This is a genomic window from Yoonia sp. SS1-5, from assembly GCF_038443705.2.
GTDB classification, from domain to species: Bacteria; Pseudomonadota; Alphaproteobacteria; order Rhodobacterales; family Rhodobacteraceae; genus Yoonia; species Yoonia rhodophyticola.
The window spans coordinates 235,456-258,960 of record NZ_CP151767.2 but is presented as its reverse complement, the minus strand read 5'-3'; the positions used below and the strand labels follow the sequence as shown (position 1 = coordinate 258,960).

The following is a 23,505-nucleotide window of genomic DNA, read 5'->3' as shown; positions in this document are numbered from 1 at the left end:
TAGCCTCCTTACCGATGACATGACCTCAGCGTGTCAAATGACAGTGCTGCCTGTCAAGCGTGCGCGTTGTTCCAACCGGGCAACCTCTGCCTGCATGCCCTGCATCAGTGCGGTCGAAAACCGGGTAAGCCGGTCGGAATGCCGGTCGGAACTGTGCCGGACCAGATAGAATGACCGGCGGAGCGAGAACACATCGCGCAGCACCTGATGCAATTCGGGCGCTGATGGCATCACGAAATCATGGACAACCCCGACCCCTCCGTGACGCAGCATCTGCAACTGCACAGCAACCGAATTCGAGGCAAGGTTCACGCCGCCGGCGGCCAGATCACCCAGATAATCAAGTTCCTTGTCAAAGATCATATCCGGAATGTAGCCCACAATCGGGCGCCCGCGCAGATCGTCGCGATTGCGGATTGGCGGCGCATCTCTTCGGGTTGCCAGATGCAGTTGATAATCAGTGATTTTCTGCACGCTCAGCCGTCCAGCCACGGGCTGACTGACCATCACGGCCATATCCGCCTCGCGTCGGGACAGGTTGACCACCCGTGGCAGGGCCAGAATTTGCACCTCCAGCTTTGGGTTGGCGGCTTGTATGGCTACGCAGACCTTGGGCAGAATAAAATTGGCGGCGCCATCCGGGGCGCCAATACGGATTTGCCCGGTCAAAGCCTCGGACGCGCCCTGCCCTTCATCAATGGCACGATTGAATTGCGTTTCGGCATCAGCCGCGCGGTCGCGCATCCGCTCGCCCAGATCGGTCAGCGCATAACCCTGCGGGGATTTCACAAACAGACTGGCCCCCAGCGTCCGCTCAAGCCGGCCAATCCGCCGGGCCAGCGTGGCCGGATCCATCCGCAAAACGGGGGCTGCGCCAGTCAGGCTCTCGGCGCGCGCAACCGCCAGAAACACACGCATATCATCCCAGTTCACGCCAGTATCCTTACATTTTTGCAAAATGATTTTGAGTTATTGCCGCTTTTACCGCCAAAAATGCAAGCCTATACTGCGCGCAACCAAAAGGGGGGACTCCATGCAAGAACTGACCCATTACATCAACGGTGCGCATGTCAAAGGCCAATCCGGGCGCTTTGCCGATGTATACAATCCGGCCACCGGCGAAGTGCAGGCTAAAGTGCCGTTGGCAAATGCCGCAGAACTCGCACAAGCCGTCGAAATCGCCGCCAAGGCGCAGCCAGAATGGGCCGCGACAAACCCGCAACGCCGCGCCCGCGTCATGATGAGTTTCGTCAGTCTGCTGCACCGCGACATGGACAAACTGGCCGAGGCGCTTTCGCGCGAACACGGCAAAACGCTTCCCGACGCAAAGGGCGATGTGATCCGTGGTCTGGAAGTGGTGGAATATTGCATCGGGGCGCCGCAACTGCTGAAGGGTGAATTCACCGACGGGGCCGGTCCTGGCATCGACATGTATTCGATGAAACAGCCATTGGGTGTCAGCGCCGGCATTACCCCGTTTAACTTTCCAGCCATGATCCCGATGTGGATGTTTGCGCCGGCCATCGTTTGCGGCAATGCGTTCATCCTCAAACCGTCAGAACGCGACCCGTCGGTGCCGCTTATGCTGGCCGAACTTCTGGAAGAAGCTGGCCTGCCCAAGGGCATTCTGCAGGTCGTCAACGGCGACAAGGAAGCGGTGGACGCTATTCTGGATCACGACGTCATCCAGTCTGTTGGCTTTGTCGGGTCCACGCCGATTGCGGAATATATCTACGGGCGCGGTTGTGCGCAGGGCAAACGGGTGCAGTGTTTTGGCGGGGCCAAAAACCACATGATCATCATGCCCGATGCCGACATGGATCAGGCGGCCGACGCATTGGTTGGTGCAGGCTACGGTGCTGCTGGCGAACGCTGCATGGCGATTTCTGTGGCTGTGCCTGTAGGCGATGATACCGCCGACCGGCTGCTGGCAAAGCTTGTCCCACGGGTCGAGGCGTTGAAGGTCGGCCCATATACCTCGGGCAATGACGTCGATTACGGGCCGGTTGTCACGGCTGCGGCCAAGGAAAATATCGGCAAACTGGTCCAAAGCGGGATCGACCAAGGCGCCAAGCTTGTTGTTGATGGTCGGAATTTCAACCTGCAGGGATATGAAGACGGCTTTTTTGTCGGTGCGCATCTTTTTGACAACGTCACCAAGGATATGGACATCTACAAAAAGGAAATCTTCGGTCCTGTTTTGTCCACCGTCCGGGCGCAAAGCTATGAAGAGGCCCTGGGCCTTGCGATGGATCATGAATATGGCAACGGCACGGCAATCTTTACCCGTGATGGCGACGCGGCCCGTGACTTCGCCGCCCGCGTGAATATCGGCATGGTCGGGATCAATGTGCCGATCCCGGTACCGCTGGCCTATCACACCTTTGGGGGCTGGAAAAAATCGGTCTTTGGGGACCTGAACCAACATGGGCCGGATGCGTTCAAGTTCTATACACGCACCAAGACGATCACATCCCGCTGGCCATCCGGGATCAAGGAGGGCGGGGAATTCTCGATCCCCGTCATGGAATAAGGCGCATCTGACAAGGATATGCATGGATTGTCGGAGGACGCGCAATTGCGCCCTCCGACGATGCCGCGCCAAGGCGCGACCAGCTGATGGTCTGGGACTAGACCATCATCTTACTTAGGTAATGCACAACTGGCGCAATAAGTTCCGCATCCTCCCAATAGCGTCCATGCGACAGTGGGTCCCAGCCTGACTTTGCCGGCACCCCAAGATTGATTGGTACGTCACGCAGATGCCGATCTGAAACCATCTTAGCATAACTCGGTGCGACAGGCCCAATCGGATAGGCCAGGATATCCTGCTTATCATAAAAATTCTGCCACCACGTGACGATCTGACGCTCTTCGGGCAGATCCTCACCGGGATAGCCGATGGGTCTGACATCTTCGGCCCTGTGGCCAAACAGGAAAATCGGGATGTTGCACCCGAATGTCATCAGTCCGGCAACCGTGCGCATATTCTGCAAGGGCGAGCCGAACCTGCCCCGCCCTGACCGGCCCGCAAACCGCTGCAGATCGTAAATGTGGTTTGATATGATATGCCCCCCCAGCGAATGCGCCAGGATCAGGATCTGACCATCGGGGCCGATATCCCGCTCCAGATCACGCACGGCCATTTCGACACGGGCGTGAATCTGCTCGTAGATTGCGGCAGAACCATCGGCGGTTTTGCGGTAGGCGGCCGCGTCAGACAAGGCTGCCATCATGAATGCGCGGGCCGCATCGGCGCTGGTTTTCTCGCGGATACTGTCCATATAGGCCTGCTGACGGCATTGCAGAATGTCCGACCAAAACACCTCGCGCCAGGAAATCCGCGTGGCGTCCGCGCCGATCTTCTGACGGACGCGGCGCGACATGTTCCGGGAAAACGTCAGCTTATCAGTGGCTTGTGGCGGCATCGCCCCCTGCCCGCCAACGCCATGGATGACAAGAACACCGATCATTTCCCGTGACAAAGGCGATTCCTTTTGCAGACATCATTGTTATCCACACAGAATAATAAGGAATTGATAATAACTGCCTCTTGCCAAACCTTGCCTCGGTCACGCATTATATGAACAAGTGTTCAATTATTAGAGCGAGCGGCAAAATGGACTTTGCACTGACCGAAGAACAAAACGCCATCTTTGACATGGCACAGGCCTTTGGCCAGGAACATATCGCGCCCTTCGCGCGCGAATGGGAGGCCGAGGGAACAATTCCCAAGGCGCTGTGGCCGCAATTGGCCGAGCTGGGTTTTGGCGGCATATACGTATCAGAAGAGGTCGGCGGGACGGGCCTGTCACGCTTGGACGGCACACTGATATTCGAGGCATTGTCGCAATCCTGCGCGTCGGTTGCCGCCTTCCTGTCGATCCACAACATGTGCGCCAAGATGCTCGACCTCTATGCGACGGATGCGTTGAAATCGCGGATGATGCCCGATGTCCTCAGCATGCAGACGGTGCTGTCCTATTGCCTGACGGAACCGGGCTCAGGGTCTGACGCCGCGGCGTTGAAGACGCGGGCCAGTCCGGACGGCGACGGATATCGCCTGACCGGAACCAAGGCGTTCATATCGGGGGGCGGCTATTCGGACGCCTATGTCGTCATGGCCCGCACTGGCGAAAATGGCGCCGCAGGCATCACCGCCGTCGTCGTTGAGGACGGCGCAGAGGGGCTGAGCTTCGGCGGGCTGGAAGACAAGATGGGCTGGCGTGCCCAGCCGACGCGACAGGTGCAGATGGATGACTGCCCCACGCCGCGCGACAATCTGCTTGGCCGCGAAGGGGACGGTTTCAAATATGCGATGGCCGGGCTGGACGGGGGGCGATTGAACATCGCCGCCTGTTCATTGGGCGCAGCCCAGGCGGCGCTGGACCAGACGCTGGCCTATATGAAGGAACGCAAGGCTTTCGGAAAACCCATCGACCAGTTTCAGGGGTTGCAGTTCCGGCTGGCGGATATGGAAATCAACCTGCAATCGGCGCGTACATTCCTGCGGCAGGCCGCGTGGAAACTGGACACCAACGCCCCCGATGCCAGCGCATTCTGCGCCATGGCAAAAAAGCAGGTCACCGAAGTGGGCAGTCAGGTTGCTGATGGCTGCCTGCAATTGCACGGTGGCTATGGTTATCTGGGCGATTACGGGATCGAAAAGATCGTGCGCGACTTGCGGGTGCATCAGATCCTTGAAGGGACAAATGAAATCATGCGGCTGATCACCGCGCGGCACCTGCTACAATGACCCGCCAGCCGGGCCTGACAAGGCAGAACCCGACCTCATGACCGATCTGATCAGCCGCAAGACCGGGCGCGCGGGCCATATCACCCTGAACCGACCCAAAGCGCTGAACGCGCTCAGCTGGGACATGTGCCTCGCGATTGAGGCCTGCCTTGACGCGTGGCGGGACGATCCGGAGGTCGCAGTGGTGATGATCGACGGTGCCGGTGATCGGGCTTTCTGTTCCGGCGGCGATATTGCCGAAATGTATGCGACCGCCCGCAACGGTGACTACGCCTATGGGCAGCGGTTCTGGCGGGACGAATATCGGCTGAACGCCAAGATCGCCGAATACAATAAGCCCGTCGTCACATTCCTGCAGGGCTTTACCATGGGCGGCGGCGTGGGCGTGGGCTGTCATGGCAGTCACCGGATCGTCTGTGACAGCAGCCAGATCGCAATGCCTGAATGCTCTATCGGATTGGTCCCTGATGTGGGTGGTTCGCTTTTGCTTGCGGGTGCGCCGGGCTTTTGCGGGACCTATCTGGGACTGACAGGCGCGCGCATGACAGCAGGTGACGCAATTTTTGCAGGCTTTGCGGATCACTACCTGCCAGAAGAGATATGGCCCGAGCTTCAGGCAGAGCTGGCAAAAACCGGCGATATCAGCGCGATCCCCAAGACATTGGCGCCGGAAAGCCGTTTGGCGGCAGCACAACCCGACATAGATGCGGCGTTTGGGCAGGCTGAGATCGGTCAAATCCTGACGCATCTGGCAAAATCCGACGCTCCGATATTGACCAAAGCAGCTGACGCCATGGCCCGCAATGCGCCGCTGGCGCTGCATGTGGCGCTTGATATCATCACTGCCGTCCGGCAGTCGCCGGATATTCGCACGGCGCTGGACCACGAATTTCGCTATACTTTTCGCTGCGGGGCGCAGGGTGATTTTGTCGAAGGTATTCGGGCGGCCATCATCGACCGGGATCGCAACCCGTCCTGGCGCCACAGCGACCCGCGACAGGTACCGCAGGCAGATATCTTGCACATGACCGCCCCGCTGGGCGAGGATGCGCTGCAATGGGAGGATCAATCATGAAAATCGGGTTTATCGGGCTTGGCAATATGGGTGCGCCGATGGCCGCCAATCTGGCGAAATCGCATGAGGTGACAGGGTTCGACACGGTTGCGCAACCTGCAGGTCTGACGCTGGCCGCAGATGCAGCCGCCGTGGCCGATGGGGCAGATGTCGTCATCACCATGCTGCCAAATGGGGATATCCTGCGCGCGGTCGCAGCCCAGATCCATCCCGCGATGAAAGCAGGTGCTGTCCATCTGGATTGCTCGACTGTTGATGTCGACGCGGCCCGGGCGGTGGCCGATCAGGCGGCATCAGCCGGGCTGCTGGCGGTGGATGCGCCGGTTTCGGGCGGCATCGGCGGGGCGACCAACGGGACCTTGACCTTCATGGCGGGCGGATCAGAGCAGGCCTTTGAGATCGTGCAGCCACTCTTTGACATCATGGGCCAGAAGGCCGTGCATTGCGGCCCGTCCGGCAACGGGCAGGCCGCAAAAATCTGCAACAACATGATCCTTGGGGTGACCATGATCGCCACATGCGAGGCCTTTGTGCTGGCAGACAAGCTTGGGCTGGACCGGCAGGCCATGTTTGACGTGGTCAGCACCTCGTCTGGATATTCCTGGACGATGAACGCCTATTGCCCCGCCCCGGGGATCGGGCCGCAAAGCCCGGCTGATAACGGCTACCAACCCGGTTTTGCGTCGGAACTGATGCTCAAGGATTTGCGGCTTAGCCAGGTTGCAGCGATGGCAGCAGATGCGGACACCCCGATGGGCAAGGCCGCAACCGCGCTATACGCGCAATTCGTCGAGGATGAGGATGGGGCAGGCAAGGATTTCTCGGCCATGCTGCCCCGGTTCGAAAGCCGCAGGCACAGCTAGCTGGCAGGATCCGGATGCGCATCGACGACAATCGTTCCCGGAGCCAGTGTCACATGCGCTGGGTCCCCGTTGACCACCACACTGTCACAGGTCAGTTCGCTGGCATCCACTGACAGGCCCTCGTTCCGGATCGTCAGCATGGCACAGCGGCCTTGGGCCGTGATCGTCCCGCCCGCGCGGGCCACAAGGGTCAGTTCATGCACGACAACATCGTCCAGCGCGACGCCGCCGCCTGCACCCGCTTCGATCCACAGCCGCTGATCCGCATCGCCGGAAAAACGGGCCTGCGCGCCGTCAAAGGCCTTCAGCCCATTCAACACTGGCGTCTCGACCGACACCTGAAAGATGTCTTCGCGCCATTGCGGAAAGATGAACCAACGGGTGTCGCGATCAAAGACCACCCATGGCAGAAACTCGCGGGTCCGTAATTGGGCAAGATCGCCCTTGATCGGGGTCGCGTTGATGGTCTGGATAGGGCCGATACTGACGTCAAGCAGCACGTCTTCCTGCACCTCAAGCGCGCGGAAGGGTCCGACGTCAAGCGCTGCCTCCTGCGACAGGGCGGCCTGCCCCGCCATCGCAAGACCAATCGCCAAAGCTACGGCGGTTCTCGTCATATCGGTTGCCTTTGTCACGTTTCCATGTGGTGTGACTAGCGAAAGCGCGCGCCGGGTTCAATTCACACGCGCGGCATCAGCCTAACGGACAGAAAAACTGCTGCCGCCGGAAACCAGCGCATCCTGCATCTTGCCATCACCCATGCCGACGACGCGGGCGCCGCCCGTGGCAATCACGCTTGCGGTTTCTTCTGCATGATAACGCAGCGATCCGCCATTGCGGGCCTCGGCGACCACTGTCAGACATTCCAGATCATCCGCATCCACAAAACCGCCATCCGTCGCAGTCAGCGCAAGGGCGGCGCATTCCCCCGTCAGCTCGACCGAGGCACCGGTGCTGGCAGACAGGCTGACATCGCCCAGTTCCACGTTGCGCAGCCAGACGCCCGCGCCCGTCATCGCTTCAACCGTGATGCCATCAAGTTCTTCGGCAATGATATCGAGATGCGCGCCGGTTTGCGCGGCCACCTGATCAAGCTGCGGCATGGTGATCGCGATGCGGAACCGATCGCTCATATCAATCAACGACCCGTCAGAGGTGAAATCAAGACCAACCCGCAGATCCGCACCCTCTTGCGTGATATTCCAAGCATAGCGGTCATCAGGAATGCCACGGGTCTTGACCGAAAACGTATCGCCAATTTCGACGCGGGCGCGCAGCCCGTCACTGACAGTCAGCGTGCGGAACCCTTCAAATGCAAGGGTTTCCTCTTGGGCTGCAAGGCTTGTCGCCCCCAGCAATCCAATCACCACCAGCGGCGAAAGCTTCATCAATCCATTCCTTATTTGCAGTCAGCAATGCCTGCACTAGCACGCGGCGTGAGGCCGGGCCACCACAAGGTCACGCGCAGCCATTGATGTTGCCAAAACCGCGCTATTCCGCCGCAACCTTACGGGCGCCAAGCATCGTCTTCAAATAGCGGCCAGTATGGCTTTCTGCGACCTCGGCCACCTTTTCCGGTGTGCCTGTGGCCACGATCTGACCACCGCCATCACCACCCTCGGGGCCAATATCAATAATATGATCGGCCGTTTTCACCACGTCCAGATTATGCTCGATCACGATGACAGAATTGCCTTGATCCACCAATTCATGCAGCACTTCCAACAGCTTGCGCACGTCTTCGAAATGCAGACCGGTCGTCGGTTCATCCAGAATATACAACGTGCGTCCGGTTGATCGCTTGGCCAGTTCCTTGGACAGTTTCACCCGCTGCGCTTCGCCCCCTGACAGGGTCGTGGCCTGCTGACCAACCTTGATATAGCCAAGACCCACCCGCATCAGCGCATCCATTTTCTCGCGGATGGATGGCACGGCGCTAAAGAAGGTCTGCGCATCTTCCACAGTCATATCAAGGACATCCGCGATGGACTTGCCCTTGAACTTGATCTCCAGTGTTTCGCGATTATACCGCGCACCCTTGCAGGTTTCGCAGGTGACATAGACGTCCGGCAGAAAATGCATTTCGATCTTGATGACACCGTCACCCTGACACGCCTCGCAACGCCCACCCTTGACGTTAAAGGAAAAACGGCCCGGCTTATACCCCCGCGCCTTGGCCTCTGGCATGCCTGCAAACCAGTCGCGGATGGGGGTAAAGGCACCCGTGTAGGTCGCGGGGTTGGATCGGGGGGTCCGGCCAATAGGCCGCTGGTCGATGTCAATCACCTTGTCGAGATGTTCGAACCCTTTGATCGTCTCACACGGCCCAGGCGTCTGGCGCGCGCCATTCAGCTTCATCGAGGCGTTCTTGAACAGCGTTTCAATCGTCAGGGTCGATTTGCCCCCGCCGGATACGCCCGTCACACAGACGAATTTCTGCAACGGGAAATCGGCCGTTACATTCTGCAGATTGTTCCCCGTGGCCTTGACCACGGTCAGCTTCTTGCCTTTGCCCTTGCGGCGTTTGGTGGGGACTTCAATCTCGCGGGTGCCGACAAGATACTCGCCCGTGATCGACCCTTCGGCGGCCATGATCTCTTGCGGGGTGCCTTTGGCCACAACCTGCCCACCATGCACACCGGCCCCCGGTCCGATATCGAAGACATAATCGGCTTCGCGAATGGCCTCTTCATCATGCTCAACCACGATGACTGTATTGCCTTGATCGCGCAGGTTTTTCAGCGTTGTCAGCAGCCGATCATTGTCGCGTTGGTGCAGGCCAATCGACGGCTCATCCAGCACATAGAGCACGCCTTGCAGGCCAGACCCGATCTGGCTGGCCAACCTGATCCGCTGGCTTTCGCCGCCCGACAAAGTGCCCGAATTGCGGGACAGGGTCAGATACTCAAGACCGACATTATTCAGGAACCCAAGCCGCTCACGGATCTCTTTCAGGATGGCGTGCGCGATCTCATTCTTCTGCTTGCTTAGCGCCTCAGGAACAGCCTGACACCAGTCATAGGCTTCCTTGATCGACATCTGGACCACCTGGCCCACATGCAACCCGCCGATTTTTACAGCCAAGGCTTCCTCGCGCAGACGATAGCCACCACAGGTTCCGCAATTGCGGTTGTTCTGGTAGTTTTCAAACTCTTCGCGGATCCAATTGCTGTCGGTCTCGCGATAGCGGCGTTCCATATTCGGGATCACACCCTCAAACGCACGTTCCACCTGATAAACGCGGCCACCTTCGTCATAGCGGAACTTGATCTCTTCCTTGCCGGACCCGCGCAGAAACACCTCTTGCACCTTCGGATCAAGATCCTTCCAGCGGGCGTTCTTGTTAAAGCCATAGTGCTTGGCAATCGCCTCAATCGTTTGCAGGAAGTAGGGCGATTTCCCCTTGCGCCACGGTGCCAGCGCCCCATCAGCGATCTTCAATGTCACGTCGGGGACAACCAGCGCCTCGTCAAAGAACAGCTCTACGCCCAAACCGTCGCAAGACGGACAGGCCCCAAAAGGGGCGTTGAACGAAAACAGGCGCGGCTCGATCTCGGGGATCGTAAAGCCAGACACCGGACAGGCGAAATTCTCGGAAAAGGTAATCCGTTCCGGGTCACCCTCTTTCGGGGCCGTCTCGAGCACGGCGATACCGTCAGCCAGATCCAACGCCGTCCGGAAACTATCGGCCAGACGGGTCTCTAACCCTTCCTTCACGACAATCCGGTCAACAACCACGTCAATGTCATGGCGAAATTTCTTATCCAGGGTGGGCGGCTCATCGAGTTCGTAGAACGCCCCATCCACTTTCACACGCTGAAAGCCCTGCTTGCGCAGTTCAAGGAACTCCTTGCGGTACTCGCCCTTGCGGTCGCGGATAATCGGGGCGAGCAGATAGCCGCGGGTCCCCTCCTCCATCGCCATGACGCGGTCGACCATATCCTGCACCTGCTGCGCCTCAATCGGCAGTCCGGTGGCTGGGGAAAACGGCGTCCCCGCACGGGCAAACAACAAACGCAGATAGTCATAAATCTCGGTGATGGTCCCCACCGTCGAACGGGGGTTCTTCGACGTGGTTTTCTGCTCAATCGAAATCGCTGGCGACAGACCGGAAATGTGATCCACATCCGGCTTTTCCATCATGTCCAAAAACTGACGGGCATAGGCCGACAGGGATTCGACATAGCGGCGCTGACCCTCGGCATAGATCGTATCAAAGGCGAGCGAGGACTTGCCCGACCCGGACAGGCCGGTGATGACAACCAGCTGATCACGCGGAATATCCACGTCGATATTTTTGAGATTATGTTCGCGCGCACCACGAACTTCGATATTTTTCAGCTCGGCCATCAGGCACCCCTTGTCAGATAGGTGGGAACATAGACGGGCTTTCGCCATCCGCCAGCAAGTCTAGAGAACATTTAAAGAACATGGAAAGGAAATTTTCGCACACTGGAAAGTTATCGCCGATCAAGGCATTTAGTTACAATCTCGTGGTAATAAATCGTGTATGATATTACCAATACCGCACATGGATTTGAATCACCAACAGGTTGGGTCATGCGTCGAATGGTTTATAAGTGCCTGCTTTTATTCGCCCACTTGTTTGGCAGCGCCTCTGCCGTGGCCGCCCAGAGCGATGAGATTTACTTAAATATCGCCAACATCAATGTCGAGGTCGGCTTGGCCACGTCGCAAGGCTCCTACAACAACACATTTGACGGTGGCGCGACAATTGACAAGGTGATCGACGCCCCATCCGCAGACGCTGAGGAATTCCACAACCAGCAGACGCATATCTGGCACACGACCACGGAACCGGGCGGCGGGCTGGAACTGGTGTTTGACCTTGGGGTTTCATACGACATCACCGCCCTGCATTTCTGGAACTATACATCCGAAGACTATGATGTTGACGCTGTGCTGTTCACGTTTTTCGACGCTGCAGGCGAAAAACTTGGCACACATGCGCTGGTCCCCGATCTTGGAACCAGGCCGGGGATCAAGGCGCAGACCATTCCGCTGAAATCGCCGATGAACACCCGGGTGGTGACGGCCTTCCTGACCGGATCCAATGGGGAAATCGACTTTCAGAATATCGGGTTCACGGCCAGATTGTCTGACCCCCAATATGACCCCAAAAACTAAACCCCACCCTGTGCGGGCGGGGTTTTAATCATCATTCGGCGCCGTTTGGAACCCTACATGTGGATCACGCGCCCATAGGCATCCAACACGCTTTCATGCATCATTTCTGACAATGTCGGGTGCGGGAAGACGGTATTCATCAGGTCTTCTTCTGTAGTCTCTAACTGGCGGCCCACAACATAGCCCTGGATCAACTCGGTCACTTCAGCACCAACCATATGCGCGCCCAGAAGCTCGCCGGTTTTTGCGTCAAACACGGTCTTGATCATGCCCTCGGGTTCACCCAAGGCGATGGCCTTGCCGTTGCCGATGAAGGGGAAGCGGCCAACTTTCACATCATATCCAAGCTCTTTCGCCTTGGCCTCCGTATACCCGACGGATGCGACCTGCGGATGGCAATAGGTGCAACCCGCGATGCTTTCGGGCTTGACCGGATGGGCGTGCTTGCCCGCCATCAGCTCGGCAACCATGACCCCCTCGTGGCTTGCCTTATGGGCCAGCCAGGGCGCACCGGCGATATCGCCAATGGCGTAAAGGCCGTCAACGCCGGTCCGGCAGAATTCATCGGTGACAACATGGGTGCGGTCAATCTTAACGCCCAGTGCTTCCAGCCCCAGATTTTCGACATTGCCGACAATGCCAACGGCGCTGATGACGGTGTCGAAATCCATCTTTTCGACCTTGCCGCCGGTTTCGATATGGGCGGTCACCTTGCCCTTGGCGCGGTCCAGTTTCTTGACCATGGATTTTTCCATGATCTTCATGCCCTGTTTGGTGAATTGCTTTTTGGCAAAGGCCGAAATCTCGGCATCCTCAACAGGCAAGACGCGGTCCATCACCTCGACCACCGTCGTGTCAGCGCCGAGCGTGTTGTAGAAACTCGCAAATTCGATCCCAATGGCGCCGGACCCAATGACAAGCAGCTTTTTGGGCATCCGCTTGGGGGTCAGCGCGTGCTTATATGTCCAGACCAGATCGCCATCAGCCTCAAGCCCCGGCAATTCGCGGGCGCGGGCACCAGTGGCCAGCACGATGTTTTTGGCTGTCAGCTCTTCGCTGCCCTTCTCGCCTTTCACGCTGACCTTGCCTTTTGCGGGGATCGTAGCCTCGCCCATGAAGACAGTGACCTTGTTCTTTTTCATCAGGTGACCAATGCCGCCCGATAGCTGCCCGGCAACCTGCCGGGACCTTTTGACAACCGCATCAAGATCATAGCCGACGCCGTCGGCCTTCAGGCCGAACTCCTTGGCGCGATGCATCAGGTGGAACACTTCGGACGAACGCAACATCGCCTTGGTCGGGATACATCCCCAGTTCAGGCAGATCCCGCCCATATGTTCACGTTCGACAATGGCGACATTCATGCCAAGCTGGGCGCCGCGTATCGCGGCGACATAGCCCCCCGGTCCGGCCCCAATCACGATCAAGTCAAAGCTCTTCGCAGCCATGCGCTGGTCCTCCAAATCAAAATTTGGTTCAACGCTAAACTATTCTTGTCGGAACCTCTAGAGCAGCACAGTCATAGCCGCCCCGCAGGAAATGCAAGGCAGATTATTCGGCCGCCTGCTGGATCGCGCGGATCGCGGTGCCATAGCCGCCCGCATCCAGAAACGCCTGTTCCTGCGTGGTTGTTTTGCGACCGAGGGCGGCATTGCGATAAGGGAAGCGTCCGAAATCCCGGATGACCGCGCGGTGGGCACATGCATGCTGCTGATTGCTGTCGCCGTCTTGCGGCATGCGGGTATGGATCAGACGCACGGCCCGATCCTGATCGCTGAGATTCTCTGAATGCATCAATGGAAGGTAAAAGAACTGCCGCGCGGGTTCGTCGATCTTCATGTCCCAATTCCGGTCGATGGCCATTTTTGCCGCCGCAAGCGCGCAGGGATCGGTTGCAAAGGCCTTTGCATCGTCCCGGAACATGTTGCGCGGAAACTGATCGGTCAAAATAATATAGGCCAGCGTCCCGGAGGGAAATGTGAGCCACAGACCCAATGATCCCTGTGTCGCCTCTTCCCATGTGGTCAGGAACCTGTCCCGGATGTGGGCATCAAAATCCGGGTCGGACTTGTACCAATCGGCGGGCGTACATTCATCTAGCCAGAATGCCAGAACGTCTTCGCTACTTACCATTGCACCACTCCATGCCTGTCAATGCTCCCCTCGCTTACCGAAACAGAGAAGACACAGACAGGCAAGTCAGGAACCCCTGACCCCGATCACATGATCTTTCGATCTGTCACGCGGGTTGATCTGTCGCATCTGCAACAATCTCTTCCTCGGCGTCGATATAGTATTCCTGTGCGACCTCGGCCACGATCTGTGTCGATGCGGCGGATACTGGCGCATAGGGCACGGTTTCGCCCTCCCAATCCAGGCGGCTGCGCCGGACAGACCGGTACAGCCCGTAGATCCCGACGCCCATCATCAATGCAGCGGTAAACAACCAGAACCCGTTGGCGCCAATCGCATCCATCATCCACCCCACAATCAACGGCCCCATGATCGCGCCCAGACCATTGATGAACAGCAACCCACCCGAGGCTGCGGCCATGTCCTCCTTGGCCAGGTAGTCATTCATATAGGCGATCAAAAGCGCATAGAGCGGGTTCGACGTGCCACCCACAAGCGCCCCGCTAATCACGATCAGAACGAAATATCCCGGAAGCAGAAACGCAATCAACGACCCCAGCCCGCCGATCAGGGACACCCAGATGATCAGCCGCCGCCGGTCCATCCGGTCCGACAGCCACCCGATGGGATATTGCAGGATCAACGCCGCGATATAGATCGCCGATACAAAGAACGTGATCTGCCCGACGGTCAGCCCCACCCGGTTACCATAGACAGCCGACATGCCGAACTGTGCCGCAAAGACACCGCCCAGCATGAACATGCCAAAACAGGCCAGGGGCGATGTTTTGATCACCTGCCGGATCGTCATCGGCTTGGTCGTCTCGAAGGCAGGCATCGGCCGGATCGACAGCAGGATCGGCGCAAAGGCCAGCGACACCAGCACCGACGGGATAATGAACAGGGCATAGCCCGACACGTCACCACGGCTCAGGATAAATTGCGCGCAGACGATGCCGGCCATCTGCACGATCATGTAAAGGGACAGCGCCTTGCCGCGCGTCTCATTGCTTGCGGCATCGTTCAGCCAGCTTTCGGCGGTGATGTAGACCCCGCAAAAGCAGAACCCGATCAGGACCCGCCCGATGGTCCAGGCCCAGGGTTCGACCAGAACCGGATAAAGGATCAGCACAGCAGAAATCATTGATCCAAGAGCCGCAAAGACACGCACATGCCCAACCCGGCGGATCAGCTCGGGCGTATAACGCGAGCTGAACAGAAACCCAAGAAAATACGCCGACATGACGATGGAAAGCGACAGGGTACTGAACCCTTCCTGATCCCCGCGCAAGCCCAGCAACGTGCCTTGCAGCCCATTGCCGATCATGAGCATGAACATGCCCAGAAACAGCGCCCAAGAGCCCGTAAATACCTGAAACATCACGCAGCCTTTCCCGCTATCTCACGCCGCCTATGTCACGATTCGATTTATATTTCATCACACGGATGCGACATCGTCGCGCCTGTCCGCGCCCTTTGTCAGTCCCGCGGCCCCGGAAGCAACAGCGAGGCATCCCCGTAAGAGAAAAAGCGGTATCGCTGCCCAATCGCATGGGCATAAATCGCGCGGATCCGCTCCACCCCCATCAACGCAGAGACAAGCATCATCAACGTCGATTTTGGCAGGTGGAAATTTGTCATCAACCCATCGGTCAGCTGGAATACGAAACCGGGTTTGATGAAAATATCCGTGGGCCCCTCCCATGGCCGCAACGTACCGTCCCGGGCTGCACTTTCGATTAATCGCAGCGCAGTTGTGCCAACCGGGATGATCCGCCCGCCTGCTGCCTTTGTGGCATTGATCTCGGCGGCGGCAGCGGCGGTGACCTCGCCCCATTCTGCATGCATCTTGTGATCGCGGACGTCATCAACCTTGACTGGCAGGAACGTCCCTGCCCCGACATGCAGCGTGACATGCGAAAACGTCACCCCACGCGCGGCCAACGCATCCAATAGCGGACCGTCGAAATGCAGTGACGCGGTGGGGGCTGCAACGGCACCGGCGCGCCGCGCCCAAAAGGTCTGATAGTCCTGTTTGTCAGCCTCATCGGCGGGTCGTTTGGCGGCGATATAGGGTGGCAATGGCATCGCCCCAACGGCTGCCAATGCCGCATCAAAATCATCTCCGCTGAGGTTGAATTGCAGCTGTGCCTGACCGTCACCCCGCCCCAATACCGTGGCGGACAGATCGTTAGAGAACACGATAACCTCGCCATCGCGCACCTTTTTCAACGGCTTGACCAGCGCGGACCAGCCCCCGTCGGCGGCGGGTTCCAGCAATGTCACCTCGATGCGTGCGGCGGTGGCCCCTGCGTCGCCGGTGCGGTTGCGCAAACCGCTCAGGCGGGCCGGGATCACCTTGGTGTCGTTCAGGACCAACCGGTCACCCGGTTGCAGGATCGCAGGCAGGTCCGCCACAATATGATCGGCGATCCCGGCGGCACCATCAGCCACCAAAAGGCGGGCGGCGCTGCGCGGTCTGGCAGGCCGGGTCGCGATCAGGTCATCGGGCAGGGCAAAGTCAAAGGTGCTCAGCTTCATCTGGTGACCTGTGGTGGCGGCCTGCGAAAGATCTCGCGGAACATACCGGGCGTGAATGCAGATAGCGGATTGACGCTGACCTGCGGCGCGTTCGCCGTGCCGGTGATGTTGAAATTGAACCCGATCAGCCCTTCGCCCCGGCGGGTCAGGAATGAACCGATACTGTTCACAAGATAGAATGGTGACACGACGCCCTGCAGATCCAGTTGTTTGCTGGCGAGCGTGTAGAGCCCGTCAATCGAAATGCCAAGCCCCGGCCCGACCGCGCTGGCCTGGGTGATGATAACCTGCGCCGGGGTCAGCCGGAACCGCGCATCAACCTCGTCAAAGGCAAGGCCCTGGCCATCAAGCTGCTGCAAAAGCCCCACGACGCTGATCGCATCCAGAAGGGCCGCCATCGCCGGCGCATCGCGCACCCGCAGCCCCTGTACGATCAAGGCGCCATCAAAGGTGCCCTCGCCGCCCGATGGCAACAGCGTCAGGTCCAGCGTGCCACCAACCCCGTTGCGCATGAACCCCGCAGCGCGGGCGACGCCGCCTGCATCATTGCTGCGCAGCCGCACGGCCGAGCGGCCATTGCGCGGCGCCACAGTGCCTTGAATGGCCGCCTGTCCATTGATGGCCGCGTCAAACTGGCCGGTAAAGCCGCCCGCAGTCGTGAAATTCCCGGCAAAGCCGGTCAGGGCGATGCCTTCGGTGATTTGCAGCCGGTCCAGCGCAATCCGCACCGGTCCACCGCCGCGCCCGCCCGCGCCAAACCGGGCCCGGCGCAGATCAAGTGCGCCGCCACTGATCTCAACCCCCACAGGCGCACCGGCCCCGCGCCCGCGCAAGGTGATCGGTGCATCCAGCCAATCACCGACCCGCACCCGGCTGAACTGCGCGGCCTCCAGCCGTTTATTGCCATCCAGCGTGATCCGCCCCTCGGCCTGCAGACCGGCACCGCTGATGGAAAGTTGGGAAATCTGCGGGATCGGCCCCAACGTGCCTTGCACCGTCAGCGCGGCTTGCGTTCCTGGCGGTTTGGACCAGCCAAGCGGGGGGATGGTCACGCCAAGACCGCGCAGATTGGATCGCAACCCAAACCGGGTCGGCCGCCCGGGCTGCAGATCAACCTGCAACGCCCCGGTGCTGCGCCCGGTGACGGAGCCGGGCGGCAGGGCAATGCCGAATTCATCCAGAAAATCCTGCGACAGGACGACATCAGCCGACAGATTACTGCGCCCGCCCGCCGCCGCTCCAAAGGTCTGTGTCCAGCGCCCATCCATCTGCGCCCGCCCAAGGCGCGCGGGGCCAGCAATGACAATCCCCTGCCTGTCAACATCAACGGTCAGTTTCGGGGCGGCCAATACGCGGTCAGGGATCAACACGTCACTGCGCACACGGGTCAGCTCGGCACGCATGGCAAATGTCACCTCATCCGACGTCATGCGCGGCTTCAGCGGAAAGGCAACATCGCCGGTCAGCGCCATGCGACCATCGGCCAGCACGACAGGCAGGTTGGCCTTGTCCATGAAAAGGAAGGGGCGCAGATTAAGAACGGCCAGCGCCCCGGTTATCGAACTGGCGGCGTTCAGATCAAGCACTGCGGGTGGATTGCGTATCCCAAGATCGGGAATGACAAAACTGGTCCCGGCCATGTCAATTTGCCCACCCAACGGGGCCGATAGCTTGCCTGCATAAAGGTCGGCGGCAAAGCGTTGATCAATGATCGAAACGGTCCCGACCGCGTCCTGCACGGGCGGGATGTCACGCATGAATTTGATCTGGCTGCCTTCAAACCCGAAACCCACGGCAAAGCGGGTTTTGACCCCCGGCGCGATCCGCAACGCAAAGGCGGCATCATGCAGGGCGCCACCGGTGACGTTCTGACTGACCCAACGGCGGGTTCCCGGCTTGATGCCCGTTGGCCAGTATTCCAGCACCGCCTCAGGCGCGATCTGGTCCACCTGCGCATCCAGCGCGATATCCCAGCCGGCACTTGCCACGGCGATATCCCCGCGCGCCTGCAGCCGGGTCTGCCCGTCGACGATGACCGCCTGGCCGATCTCTACCGAAAACGGATCAAATCGCACCCGCAGATCAACCTCGGCCTGGGGCAGGTGCAGCGGCGCGTCATATAGCGCGCCGGGTCGTAATATGACGTCGCGAAAGCGGAATTGGGTCAGCAAGGCACGGGGCAAGCCGTCGCGAATTTCGCGCAGATATGCCTCGCCATCCGCGCGCAGACTGCCCCATTCGGTTTCGACCGCAATCTGGCTCAGCGCCATGCGGTCACGATTGGGATCATAGCTCAGATAGGCTTTGGCCGATGTGAACTGCACAGGCTCGGTCGTGGCATTGGGGCGCAACGCGCCCGCACCAATTTCAAGGGTCGCATTCAGCGGACCAAGTTTGCCGTCATCATCCAGCGTCGTGCGCAGTGCCGCTGTCATTGGCGCCTCGATATCGCGCAGCCAGCTGAGGGCGGGCGATTGGGTTGCGATGTCACTTGCGACCGCGTCGGTGATATTCAACCCGATCCGGGCAGACCGCGCGCCCCGCGGGCTAAGATAGGACAGGCTGACATTTGTGGGCACATCCCGCCCGGACAAAAGCGCAAAATCACCGCTCAGGGCGGTTTGCCCATCGCGCAGATCAAGCGACAGATTGCCCCCATCCACCAGCCAGGTCCGATCAGCGCGGGCATCGTCAAAATTCACCACCAGCCCATCGGCCCGCACCTGTTCCAGCGCGGCAAGCTGTGGTCTTTCAAAGAACAGATCAACCTGATCCAGCAATTCCGGAAGCGACCGCGCCTGCCCCACCTCTGCCGCACCAAAAGCCACCGCAACCGATCCGTCAGCCGCACGCCGAAGATTGATCTGCGCGCCGGTCAGGTGGATATCCTGCATCAGGACTTCACGATTAAGGATCAGCCCGCGGGGGGACATCAGCCCTTCGGCAAGGGGAATGCGGCTGATCAACGCGCCATTGGCATCTGTCAGCCGGCTGTCAATCAGCCGGACGCGCGGGTGCAGGTCGGCCCCGATCCGCAAGGTGATCTGACCAAAATCCAAGGTACCGCCGCCCAGCAGGTCTGCGGCCCGCGCCTCGATCCGCGCGACGATCCAGGATGGTGCCGTGATGTCGCGATCCACCATCATTACAGCCATGGCCGCCGCAAAAAGGATCGGGGCAAAGATCACCCAGGTGCAGATATGCAGCGCAAACCGCCAACGCGGCATCCCGCGCCGTGACCGGACCTTGACCGCAGGCGGGTCATTCTTGCTTTCGGTCTCTGGCGTCTCGGTCATCCCTTTATCTTTGCGCGTTGCGCACTAAAACAAAACCAGGAATATGCTCTCGCAAAAAGGAAACCGCGATGAATAGCCCCGCCGTTGGCGATACAGCCCCACAGATCAGCCTGCCGCGCGATGGCGGCGAGATGGTCAATCTATCCGACTTTGCGGGCAAGACCGTTGTTTTGTATTTCTACCCCCGCGATGACACATCCGGCTGCACCAAGGAGGCCATCGGATTTACCGAAAATCTGGATGCATTCGACGGCCTGAACACAGTGATCTTGGGCGTGTCCAAAGACAGCGTGAAAAAGCATGATAAATTCGTGGCCAAACACGATTTGAAGATCGCGTTGTTGTCCGATGAAGAGGGGGACGTCTGCGAACGCTATGGCGTCTGGGTCGAAAAGAGCATGTATGGCAAGACCTATATGGGCATCGAACGGGCAACATTCCTGATCGGCGCCGACGGCAAGATCGCGCAGGTCTGGCGCAAGGTCAAAGTTCCCGGCCATGTTGACGCGGTGCTGGAGGCTGTGCGTGGTCTATAGCAGCCTGAATGGGCCATTGTTGTAGCAACGCGTGAGATACAGGCCCATAAACACTATATATCAATATTTTAAAAGTCGAAATTCATGCAAAAAATCGTGAATTTCGTTGTGTGATAAACGGTTATGGTTCATGCGATCAACACACCCTAATCATCAACCAGCGGCCAATAGAAATCGGGCGGCAATCCGGCGTCGGCCCGTTTTTCTTCGTTAAATGGCGGCTTAAGCCCGCCTTTGAAATACCGGCGCACAAGCCCGTGGAAGACGTCTTTGGGGTCAATATTTTCGCGCCCACAGCAAAAGTTGAACCATTTTGATCCATAGGCGACATGCCCGACCTCTTCGGCATAGATGATCTTCAAGGCGGCCACTGTCTGCGCCTCGCCCGCCTTTTCAAACAGCGTGATCATGCCCGGCGTGACGTCAAGACCGCGGGCCTCAAGCACCATTGGGACAATGGCCAACCGGCCCAAAAGATCGTCAGCCGTGTCTTCGGCAGCCCGCCACATGCCCGCATGGGCAGGCAACGCCCCGTAATGGCTGTCCATCGCCTCCAGACAGTCGCAGAGCAGATCAAAGTGATTGGCCTCTTCGCTGGCGGCACGGACCCAATCGTCATAGAACCCCATCGGCATCGGGATATGTGCATAGCGCGCAATGATGTCCCAATGCAGGTCAACGGCATTCAGCTCAATATGTGCGATGGCGTGCAGCATTGCCTGCCGCCCCGCCGGGCTGCCAGGCTTGCGTTTTGGCATATCACGCGGGCTGCGCAATTCGGGGGCAGATGGGCGCGCAGGCGTCAGTGGCGGCGCGGATGCGCCTATTGCGAGCGGAGTGTTACCTTCGCGCGAAGCTTGCCAGGTCTTGGCATAGGCCTTGGTCTTGCGGGCCTTGGTGCGGCCATCGGCGGTTGTCAGAACATCTACGGCCATGGCGGACAAGGTATCTGGTTGGGACATGGTGGCTTCTTTTCATCCGATTGACGCGTTTCGCCCACCCTAATGACGAGGTCGGGGATCAATGGCAATCGGGGCCCCTGTGGCGACGGGTGCAAACCCACTGGCCGGGGCGCGGCGCACCACCTGCACGGGCGCCCGAAAACAAGGATTCAACGACGGGCAGCAAAATGGACAGGCGGGGCCGGACGGCTTTTTTGCCGCCCGAAACGCAACGATCATAGTTTCGCCCTAAACATGCCCCGTTCCATCGGCAAAAGCCCGCCCAATAGCCCGATTTTATTCGGCTTTTGGTCGCTATTTGCGCAAAAATCTTGCAGTGCTGTCATGCGCTGTCTAACACGTAGGGGCGCTGTCGGCTGGGGAACCGACATCGGAAATGGGACGGGACGGGGAACGCTTGTGCGATCACGACTAACATTGAAAATTCACACCCTGCTTGAGCGGGTTTTTCCGGAGAAACGATTGTTTCTGCGGTCAGACACGGAAACGCGATTCATCCGGCTGAAATCCGAGACACAGCTAGTGGCCTGGACAGGCAGCATCATCGTAGTGGCATGGACGATTATCGCCACAGCCATTTTGCTGATGGACAGCATCGGCGCCGGGAACTTCCGCGCACAGGCCCAGCGTGATCAACTCACCTATGAGCAGCGTTTGAATGCGCTGTCGGGCGAGCGTGATGCGCGCGCCGCCGAAGCCCTCGCAGCGCAGGAACGGTTTAATTCCGCCTTGCAGCAGATCTCGATCATGCAGTCCGAACTTCTGGCGACCGAAGAAAAACGGCGCGAGCTGGAAACCGGGCTTGAGGTTGTGCAGGCAACCCTGCGCGATACGATGCGGGCCCGCGAAGCCGCGCGTCAGGAACTTGCCGCCTTGTCTGCCGAAAACGACGACCCGACCGCAACCGCGATGACCGATGATGCAGCCGGCACCGTTGATCTGCTGGCAAACGCGCTGGCAGAGACGGCGGCGGAACGCGACATGATTGCCGCCGATGCCGAATTCGCCATTGGCCACGCGCAAGAGATGGAGCTGGAACTGCGCCTGCTGCAGGAACGCAACGACCAGATTTTCCGTCAACTCGAAGAGGCGATGCTGGTCTCGGTCGAGCCACTTGACCAGATGTTCCGCGCCGCCGGCATGAACCCGGAATCGCTGATTGATCAGGTGCGCCGCGGATATTCCGGCACCGGGGGGCCATTGACGCCGCTGCAATTCTCGACCCGCGGCGGCACAAATGACCCTGACGCGGAACGGGCCAATCGTATCCTGGGATCCATGGACCGGATCAACCTTTACCGGATCGCTGCCGAAAAGGCGCCCTTTGCCCTGCCGGTCAAGTCAAACTTCCGCTTTACATCAGGTTTTGGTCAGCGTTGGGGCCGTTTGCATGCCGGTGCCGACTTTGCCGGTCCGATCGGCACGCCGATCTATGCCACCGCCGATGGGGTGGTCACGAATGCAAGCTGGTCATCCGGATACGGACGGTTAATCAAAATCAGGCATGAATTCGGAATTGAGACAAGATACGCACACTTGAACGCAATGGATGTTAAGGTGGGCCAAAGGGTCTCGCGTGGCGACCGAATCGGTGCTATGGGAAATTCCGGACGGTCGACAGGCCCACACCTTCACTACGAGGTTCGCGTCGGAGGCGAGCCCGTCAACCCAATGATTTATATAAGAGCTGGACAAGATGTTTTCTAAATCCAAAATCAACGAACCAGGCCCCAAGGCCACAGATGCACCAAAGCCTGCAGATGCTGCGAAAACTGCGCCTGCAAAAACAACCTCGCCAACGGCCAAACCACCGGCGTCGGTTCTGTCAGCTGACCTGCTGATCACCGGCAACATCAAGACAACCGGCGACGTGAATGTTGAAGGTCAGGTTGAAGGTGATGTGCGCGCACATCTGCTGACAGTCGGCGAAGGCGCCACCGTCAAAGGCGAAGTTGTTGCCGATGATGTTGTTGTGAACGGCCGCGTCGTAGGCCGCGTTCGCGGCTTGAAAGTCCGCCTGACATCCACCGCCCGTGTTGAGGGCGACATCATCCACAAGACAATCGCGATAGAGTCCGGCGCCCATTTCGAGGGTTCGGTTCAGCGTCAGGATGATCCGCTCGCCACTGGCGCAAAAACAATGCCGACAGGCGCTGCCGGCGCTGCGCCAAAGCCGTAAGCACCCGCACGCATTG

The 23,505-nt window shown here is 59.1% G+C and carries 19 protein-coding genes; 8 read left to right on the top strand and 11 right to left on the bottom strand.

Going from position 1 to position 23,505, the window contains the following annotated elements; translation table 11 throughout:
* Positions 1 to 33: 33 nt before the first annotated feature.
* A complete protein-coding gene (locus tag AABB31_RS02765) occupies positions 34 to 918 on the bottom strand; it encodes a LysR family transcriptional regulator (protein WP_342078905.1) in 885 nt (294 codons plus the stop codon).
* A gap of 115 nt (positions 919 to 1,033) precedes the next feature.
* Between AABB31_RS02765 and AABB31_RS02760 the strand changes: the two genes are divergently transcribed.
* Positions 1,034 to 2,533 carry a CoA-acylating methylmalonate-semialdehyde dehydrogenase gene (locus tag AABB31_RS02760; RefSeq protein ID WP_373635397.1) on the top strand — a complete coding sequence of 500 codons (1,500 nt, stop codon included), beginning with the start codon at positions 1,034 to 1,036 and terminating at the stop codon, positions 2,531 to 2,533.
* 97 nt (positions 2,534 to 2,630) lie between these two features.
* Here the strand turns inward: AABB31_RS02760 and AABB31_RS02755 are convergent, their stop codons facing one another.
* Positions 2,631 to 3,485: a hypothetical protein gene (locus tag AABB31_RS02755; RefSeq protein ID WP_342075946.1), complete on the bottom strand. Its 855-nt coding sequence runs from the start codon at positions 3,483 to 3,485 to the stop codon at positions 2,631 to 2,633.
* Positions 3,486 to 3,619: 134 nt separating this feature from the next.
* Here AABB31_RS02755 and AABB31_RS02750 point away from each other — a divergent pair, with 134 nt between their 5' ends.
* From AABB31_RS02750 to mmsB, 3 genes are read left to right on the top strand one after another with little or no spacing between them, the layout of a single operon-like run.
* A complete protein-coding gene (locus tag AABB31_RS02750; protein ID WP_342075947.1) occupies positions 3,620 to 4,756 on the top strand; it encodes an acyl-CoA dehydrogenase family protein in 1,137 nt (378 codons plus the stop codon).
* A gap of 37 nt (positions 4,757 to 4,793) precedes the next feature.
* Positions 4,794 to 5,831: an enoyl-CoA hydratase/isomerase family protein gene (locus AABB31_RS02745; RefSeq protein WP_373635396.1), complete on the top strand. Its 1,038-nt coding sequence runs from the start codon at positions 4,794 to 4,796 to the stop codon at positions 5,829 to 5,831.
* Positions 5,828 to 6,694 (top strand): 3-hydroxyisobutyrate dehydrogenase, encoded by an 867-nt coding sequence (gene mmsB, locus AABB31_RS02740; protein WP_342075949.1) that lies wholly within the window; start codon positions 5,828 to 5,830, stop codon positions 6,692 to 6,694. Before AABB31_RS02745 ends, mmsB begins: the two co-directional genes overlap by 4 nt.
* On the opposite strand, the gene AABB31_RS02735 is transcribed toward mmsB, so the two are convergent.
* The 3 genes from AABB31_RS02735 to uvrA form a co-directional block, all read right to left on the bottom strand.
* The gene (locus tag AABB31_RS02735; protein WP_342075950.1) at positions 6,691 to 7,311 is read right to left on the bottom strand and encodes a GIN domain-containing protein; all 621 of its coding nucleotides are present in this window, start codon (positions 7,309 to 7,311) and stop codon (positions 6,691 to 6,693) included. The genes mmsB and AABB31_RS02735 overlap by 4 nt on opposite strands.
* An 81-nt stretch (positions 7,312 to 7,392) precedes the next feature.
* Positions 7,393 to 8,082, bottom strand: coding sequence for a GIN domain-containing protein (locus tag AABB31_RS02730; RefSeq protein WP_342075951.1), 690 nt, complete (start codon positions 8,080 to 8,082; stop codon positions 7,393 to 7,395).
* 103 nt (positions 8,083 to 8,185) lie between these two features.
* Complete coding sequence (uvrA, locus tag AABB31_RS02725; protein WP_342075952.1) at positions 8,186 to 11,044, bottom strand: excinuclease ABC subunit UvrA; 2,859 nt, start codon at positions 11,042 to 11,044, stop codon at positions 8,186 to 8,188.
* Between the two features lie 273 nt (positions 11,045 to 11,317).
* On the opposite strand from uvrA, the gene AABB31_RS02720 reads away from it, so the two are divergent.
* Positions 11,318 to 11,842, top strand: coding sequence for a hypothetical protein (locus AABB31_RS02720; protein WP_342075953.1), 525 nt, complete (start codon positions 11,318 to 11,320; stop codon positions 11,840 to 11,842).
* A 53-nt stretch (positions 11,843 to 11,895) separates the two neighbouring features.
* On the opposite strand, the gene lpdA is transcribed toward AABB31_RS02720, so the two are convergent.
* The 5 genes from lpdA to AABB31_RS02695 all read right to left on the bottom strand — a co-directional run bounded on the left by lpdA (position 11,896) and on the right by AABB31_RS02695 (position 19,812).
* Entirely contained in the window at positions 11,896 to 13,290 is a 1,395-nt protein-coding gene (lpdA, locus tag AABB31_RS02715) for a dihydrolipoyl dehydrogenase (protein WP_342075954.1), read from the bottom strand.
* Positions 13,291 to 13,393: 103 nt separating this feature from the next.
* Positions 13,394 to 13,975, bottom strand: a complete 582-nt coding sequence (locus AABB31_RS02710; RefSeq protein WP_342075955.1) for a DUF924 family protein — start codon at positions 13,973 to 13,975, stop codon at positions 13,394 to 13,396.
* A 106-nt stretch (positions 13,976 to 14,081) separates the two neighbouring features.
* Positions 14,082 to 15,356, bottom strand: a complete 1,275-nt coding sequence (locus AABB31_RS02705; protein ID WP_373635394.1) for an MFS transporter — start codon at positions 15,354 to 15,356, stop codon at positions 14,082 to 14,084.
* Positions 15,357 to 15,454: 98 nt separating this feature from the next.
* Positions 15,455 to 16,516, bottom strand: coding sequence for a tRNA preQ1(34) S-adenosylmethionine ribosyltransferase-isomerase QueA (gene queA, locus AABB31_RS02700; RefSeq protein ID WP_342075956.1), 1,062 nt, complete (start codon positions 16,514 to 16,516; stop codon positions 15,455 to 15,457).
* The gene (locus tag AABB31_RS02695; RefSeq protein WP_342075957.1) at positions 16,513 to 19,812 is read right to left on the bottom strand and encodes an AsmA-like C-terminal region-containing protein; all 3,300 of its coding nucleotides are present in this window, start codon (positions 19,810 to 19,812) and stop codon (positions 16,513 to 16,515) included. The genes queA and AABB31_RS02695 overlap by 4 nt, the downstream gene beginning before the upstream one ends.
* A 68-nt stretch (positions 19,813 to 19,880) precedes the next feature.
* Between AABB31_RS02695 and bcp the strand changes: the two genes are divergently transcribed.
* Positions 19,881 to 20,348 (top strand): thioredoxin-dependent thiol peroxidase, encoded by a 468-nt coding sequence (gene bcp, locus AABB31_RS02690; protein ID WP_342075958.1) that lies wholly within the window; start codon positions 19,881 to 19,883, stop codon positions 20,346 to 20,348.
* A gap of 146 nt (positions 20,349 to 20,494) precedes the next feature.
* Here bcp and AABB31_RS02685 read toward each other — a convergent pair whose 3' ends face one another.
* On the bottom strand, positions 20,495 to 21,310 hold the full coding sequence (locus tag AABB31_RS02685) for a ferritin-like domain-containing protein (RefSeq protein WP_342075959.1): 816 nt from the start codon (positions 21,308 to 21,310) through the stop codon (positions 20,495 to 20,497).
* A 399-nt stretch (positions 21,311 to 21,709) separates the two neighbouring features.
* Between AABB31_RS02685 and AABB31_RS02680 the strand changes: the two genes are divergently transcribed.
* Together AABB31_RS02680 and AABB31_RS02675 are read left to right on the top strand one after the other, a co-directional pair.
* Positions 21,710 to 23,017, top strand: a complete 1,308-nt coding sequence (locus tag AABB31_RS02680; protein ID WP_373635392.1) for a DUF5930 domain-containing protein — start codon at positions 21,710 to 21,712, stop codon at positions 23,015 to 23,017.
* Positions 23,007 to 23,489: a polymer-forming cytoskeletal protein gene (locus AABB31_RS02675; RefSeq protein WP_342075960.1), complete on the top strand. Its 483-nt coding sequence runs from the start codon at positions 23,007 to 23,009 to the stop codon at positions 23,487 to 23,489. The genes AABB31_RS02680 and AABB31_RS02675 overlap by 11 nt, the downstream gene beginning before the upstream one ends.
* Positions 23,490 to 23,505: the final 16 nt, after the last annotated feature.

Excerpts from the sequence above, each read along its gene's own strand:
- AABB31_RS02705 (WP_373635394.1), bottom strand. The coding sequence starts at position 15,356 with ATGTTTCAGGTATTTACGGGCTCTTGGGCGCTGTTTCTGGGCATGTTC.
- lpdA (WP_342075954.1), bottom strand. The coding sequence starts at position 13,290 with ATGGCTGCGAAGAGCTTTGACTTGATCGTGATTGGGGCCGGACCGGGG.
- AABB31_RS02745 (WP_373635396.1), top strand. The coding sequence starts at position 4,794 with ATGACCGATCTGATCAGCCGCAAGACCGGGCGCGCGGGCCATATCACC.
- AABB31_RS02685 (WP_342075959.1), bottom strand. The coding sequence starts at position 21,310 with ATGTCCCAACCAGATACCTTGTCCGCCATGGCCGTAGATGTTCTGACA.
- AABB31_RS02695 (WP_342075957.1), bottom strand. The coding sequence starts at position 19,812 with ATGACCGAGACGCCAGAGACCGAAAGCAAGAATGACCCGCCTGCGGTC.
- AABB31_RS02760 (WP_373635397.1), top strand. The coding sequence starts at position 1,034 with ATGCAAGAACTGACCCATTACATCAACGGTGCGCATGTCAAAGGCCAA.
- AABB31_RS02750 (WP_342075947.1), top strand. The coding sequence starts at position 3,620 with ATGGACTTTGCACTGACCGAAGAACAAAACGCCATCTTTGACATGGCA.
- AABB31_RS02735 (WP_342075950.1), bottom strand. The coding sequence starts at position 7,311 with ATGACGAGAACCGCCGTAGCTTTGGCGATTGGTCTTGCGATGGCGGGG.
- AABB31_RS02765 (WP_342078905.1), bottom strand. The coding sequence starts at position 918 with ATGCGTGTGTTTCTGGCGGTTGCGCGCGCCGAGAGCCTGACTGGCGCA.
- uvrA (WP_342075952.1), bottom strand. The coding sequence starts at position 11,044 with ATGGCCGAGCTGAAAAATATCGAAGTTCGTGGTGCGCGCGAACATAAT.
- queA (WP_342075956.1), bottom strand. The coding sequence starts at position 16,516 with ATGAAGCTGAGCACCTTTGACTTTGCCCTGCCCGATGACCTGATCGCG.
- AABB31_RS02730 (WP_342075951.1), bottom strand. The coding sequence starts at position 8,082 with ATGAAGCTTTCGCCGCTGGTGGTGATTGGATTGCTGGGGGCGACAAGC.
- AABB31_RS02675 (WP_342075960.1), top strand. The coding sequence starts at position 23,007 with ATGTTTTCTAAATCCAAAATCAACGAACCAGGCCCCAAGGCCACAGAT.
- mmsB (WP_342075949.1), top strand. The coding sequence starts at position 5,828 with ATGAAAATCGGGTTTATCGGGCTTGGCAATATGGGTGCGCCGATGGCC.
- bcp (WP_342075958.1), top strand. The coding sequence starts at position 19,881 with ATGAATAGCCCCGCCGTTGGCGATACAGCCCCACAGATCAGCCTGCCG.
- AABB31_RS02710 (WP_342075955.1), bottom strand. The coding sequence starts at position 13,975 with ATGGTAAGTAGCGAAGACGTTCTGGCATTCTGGCTAGATGAATGTACG.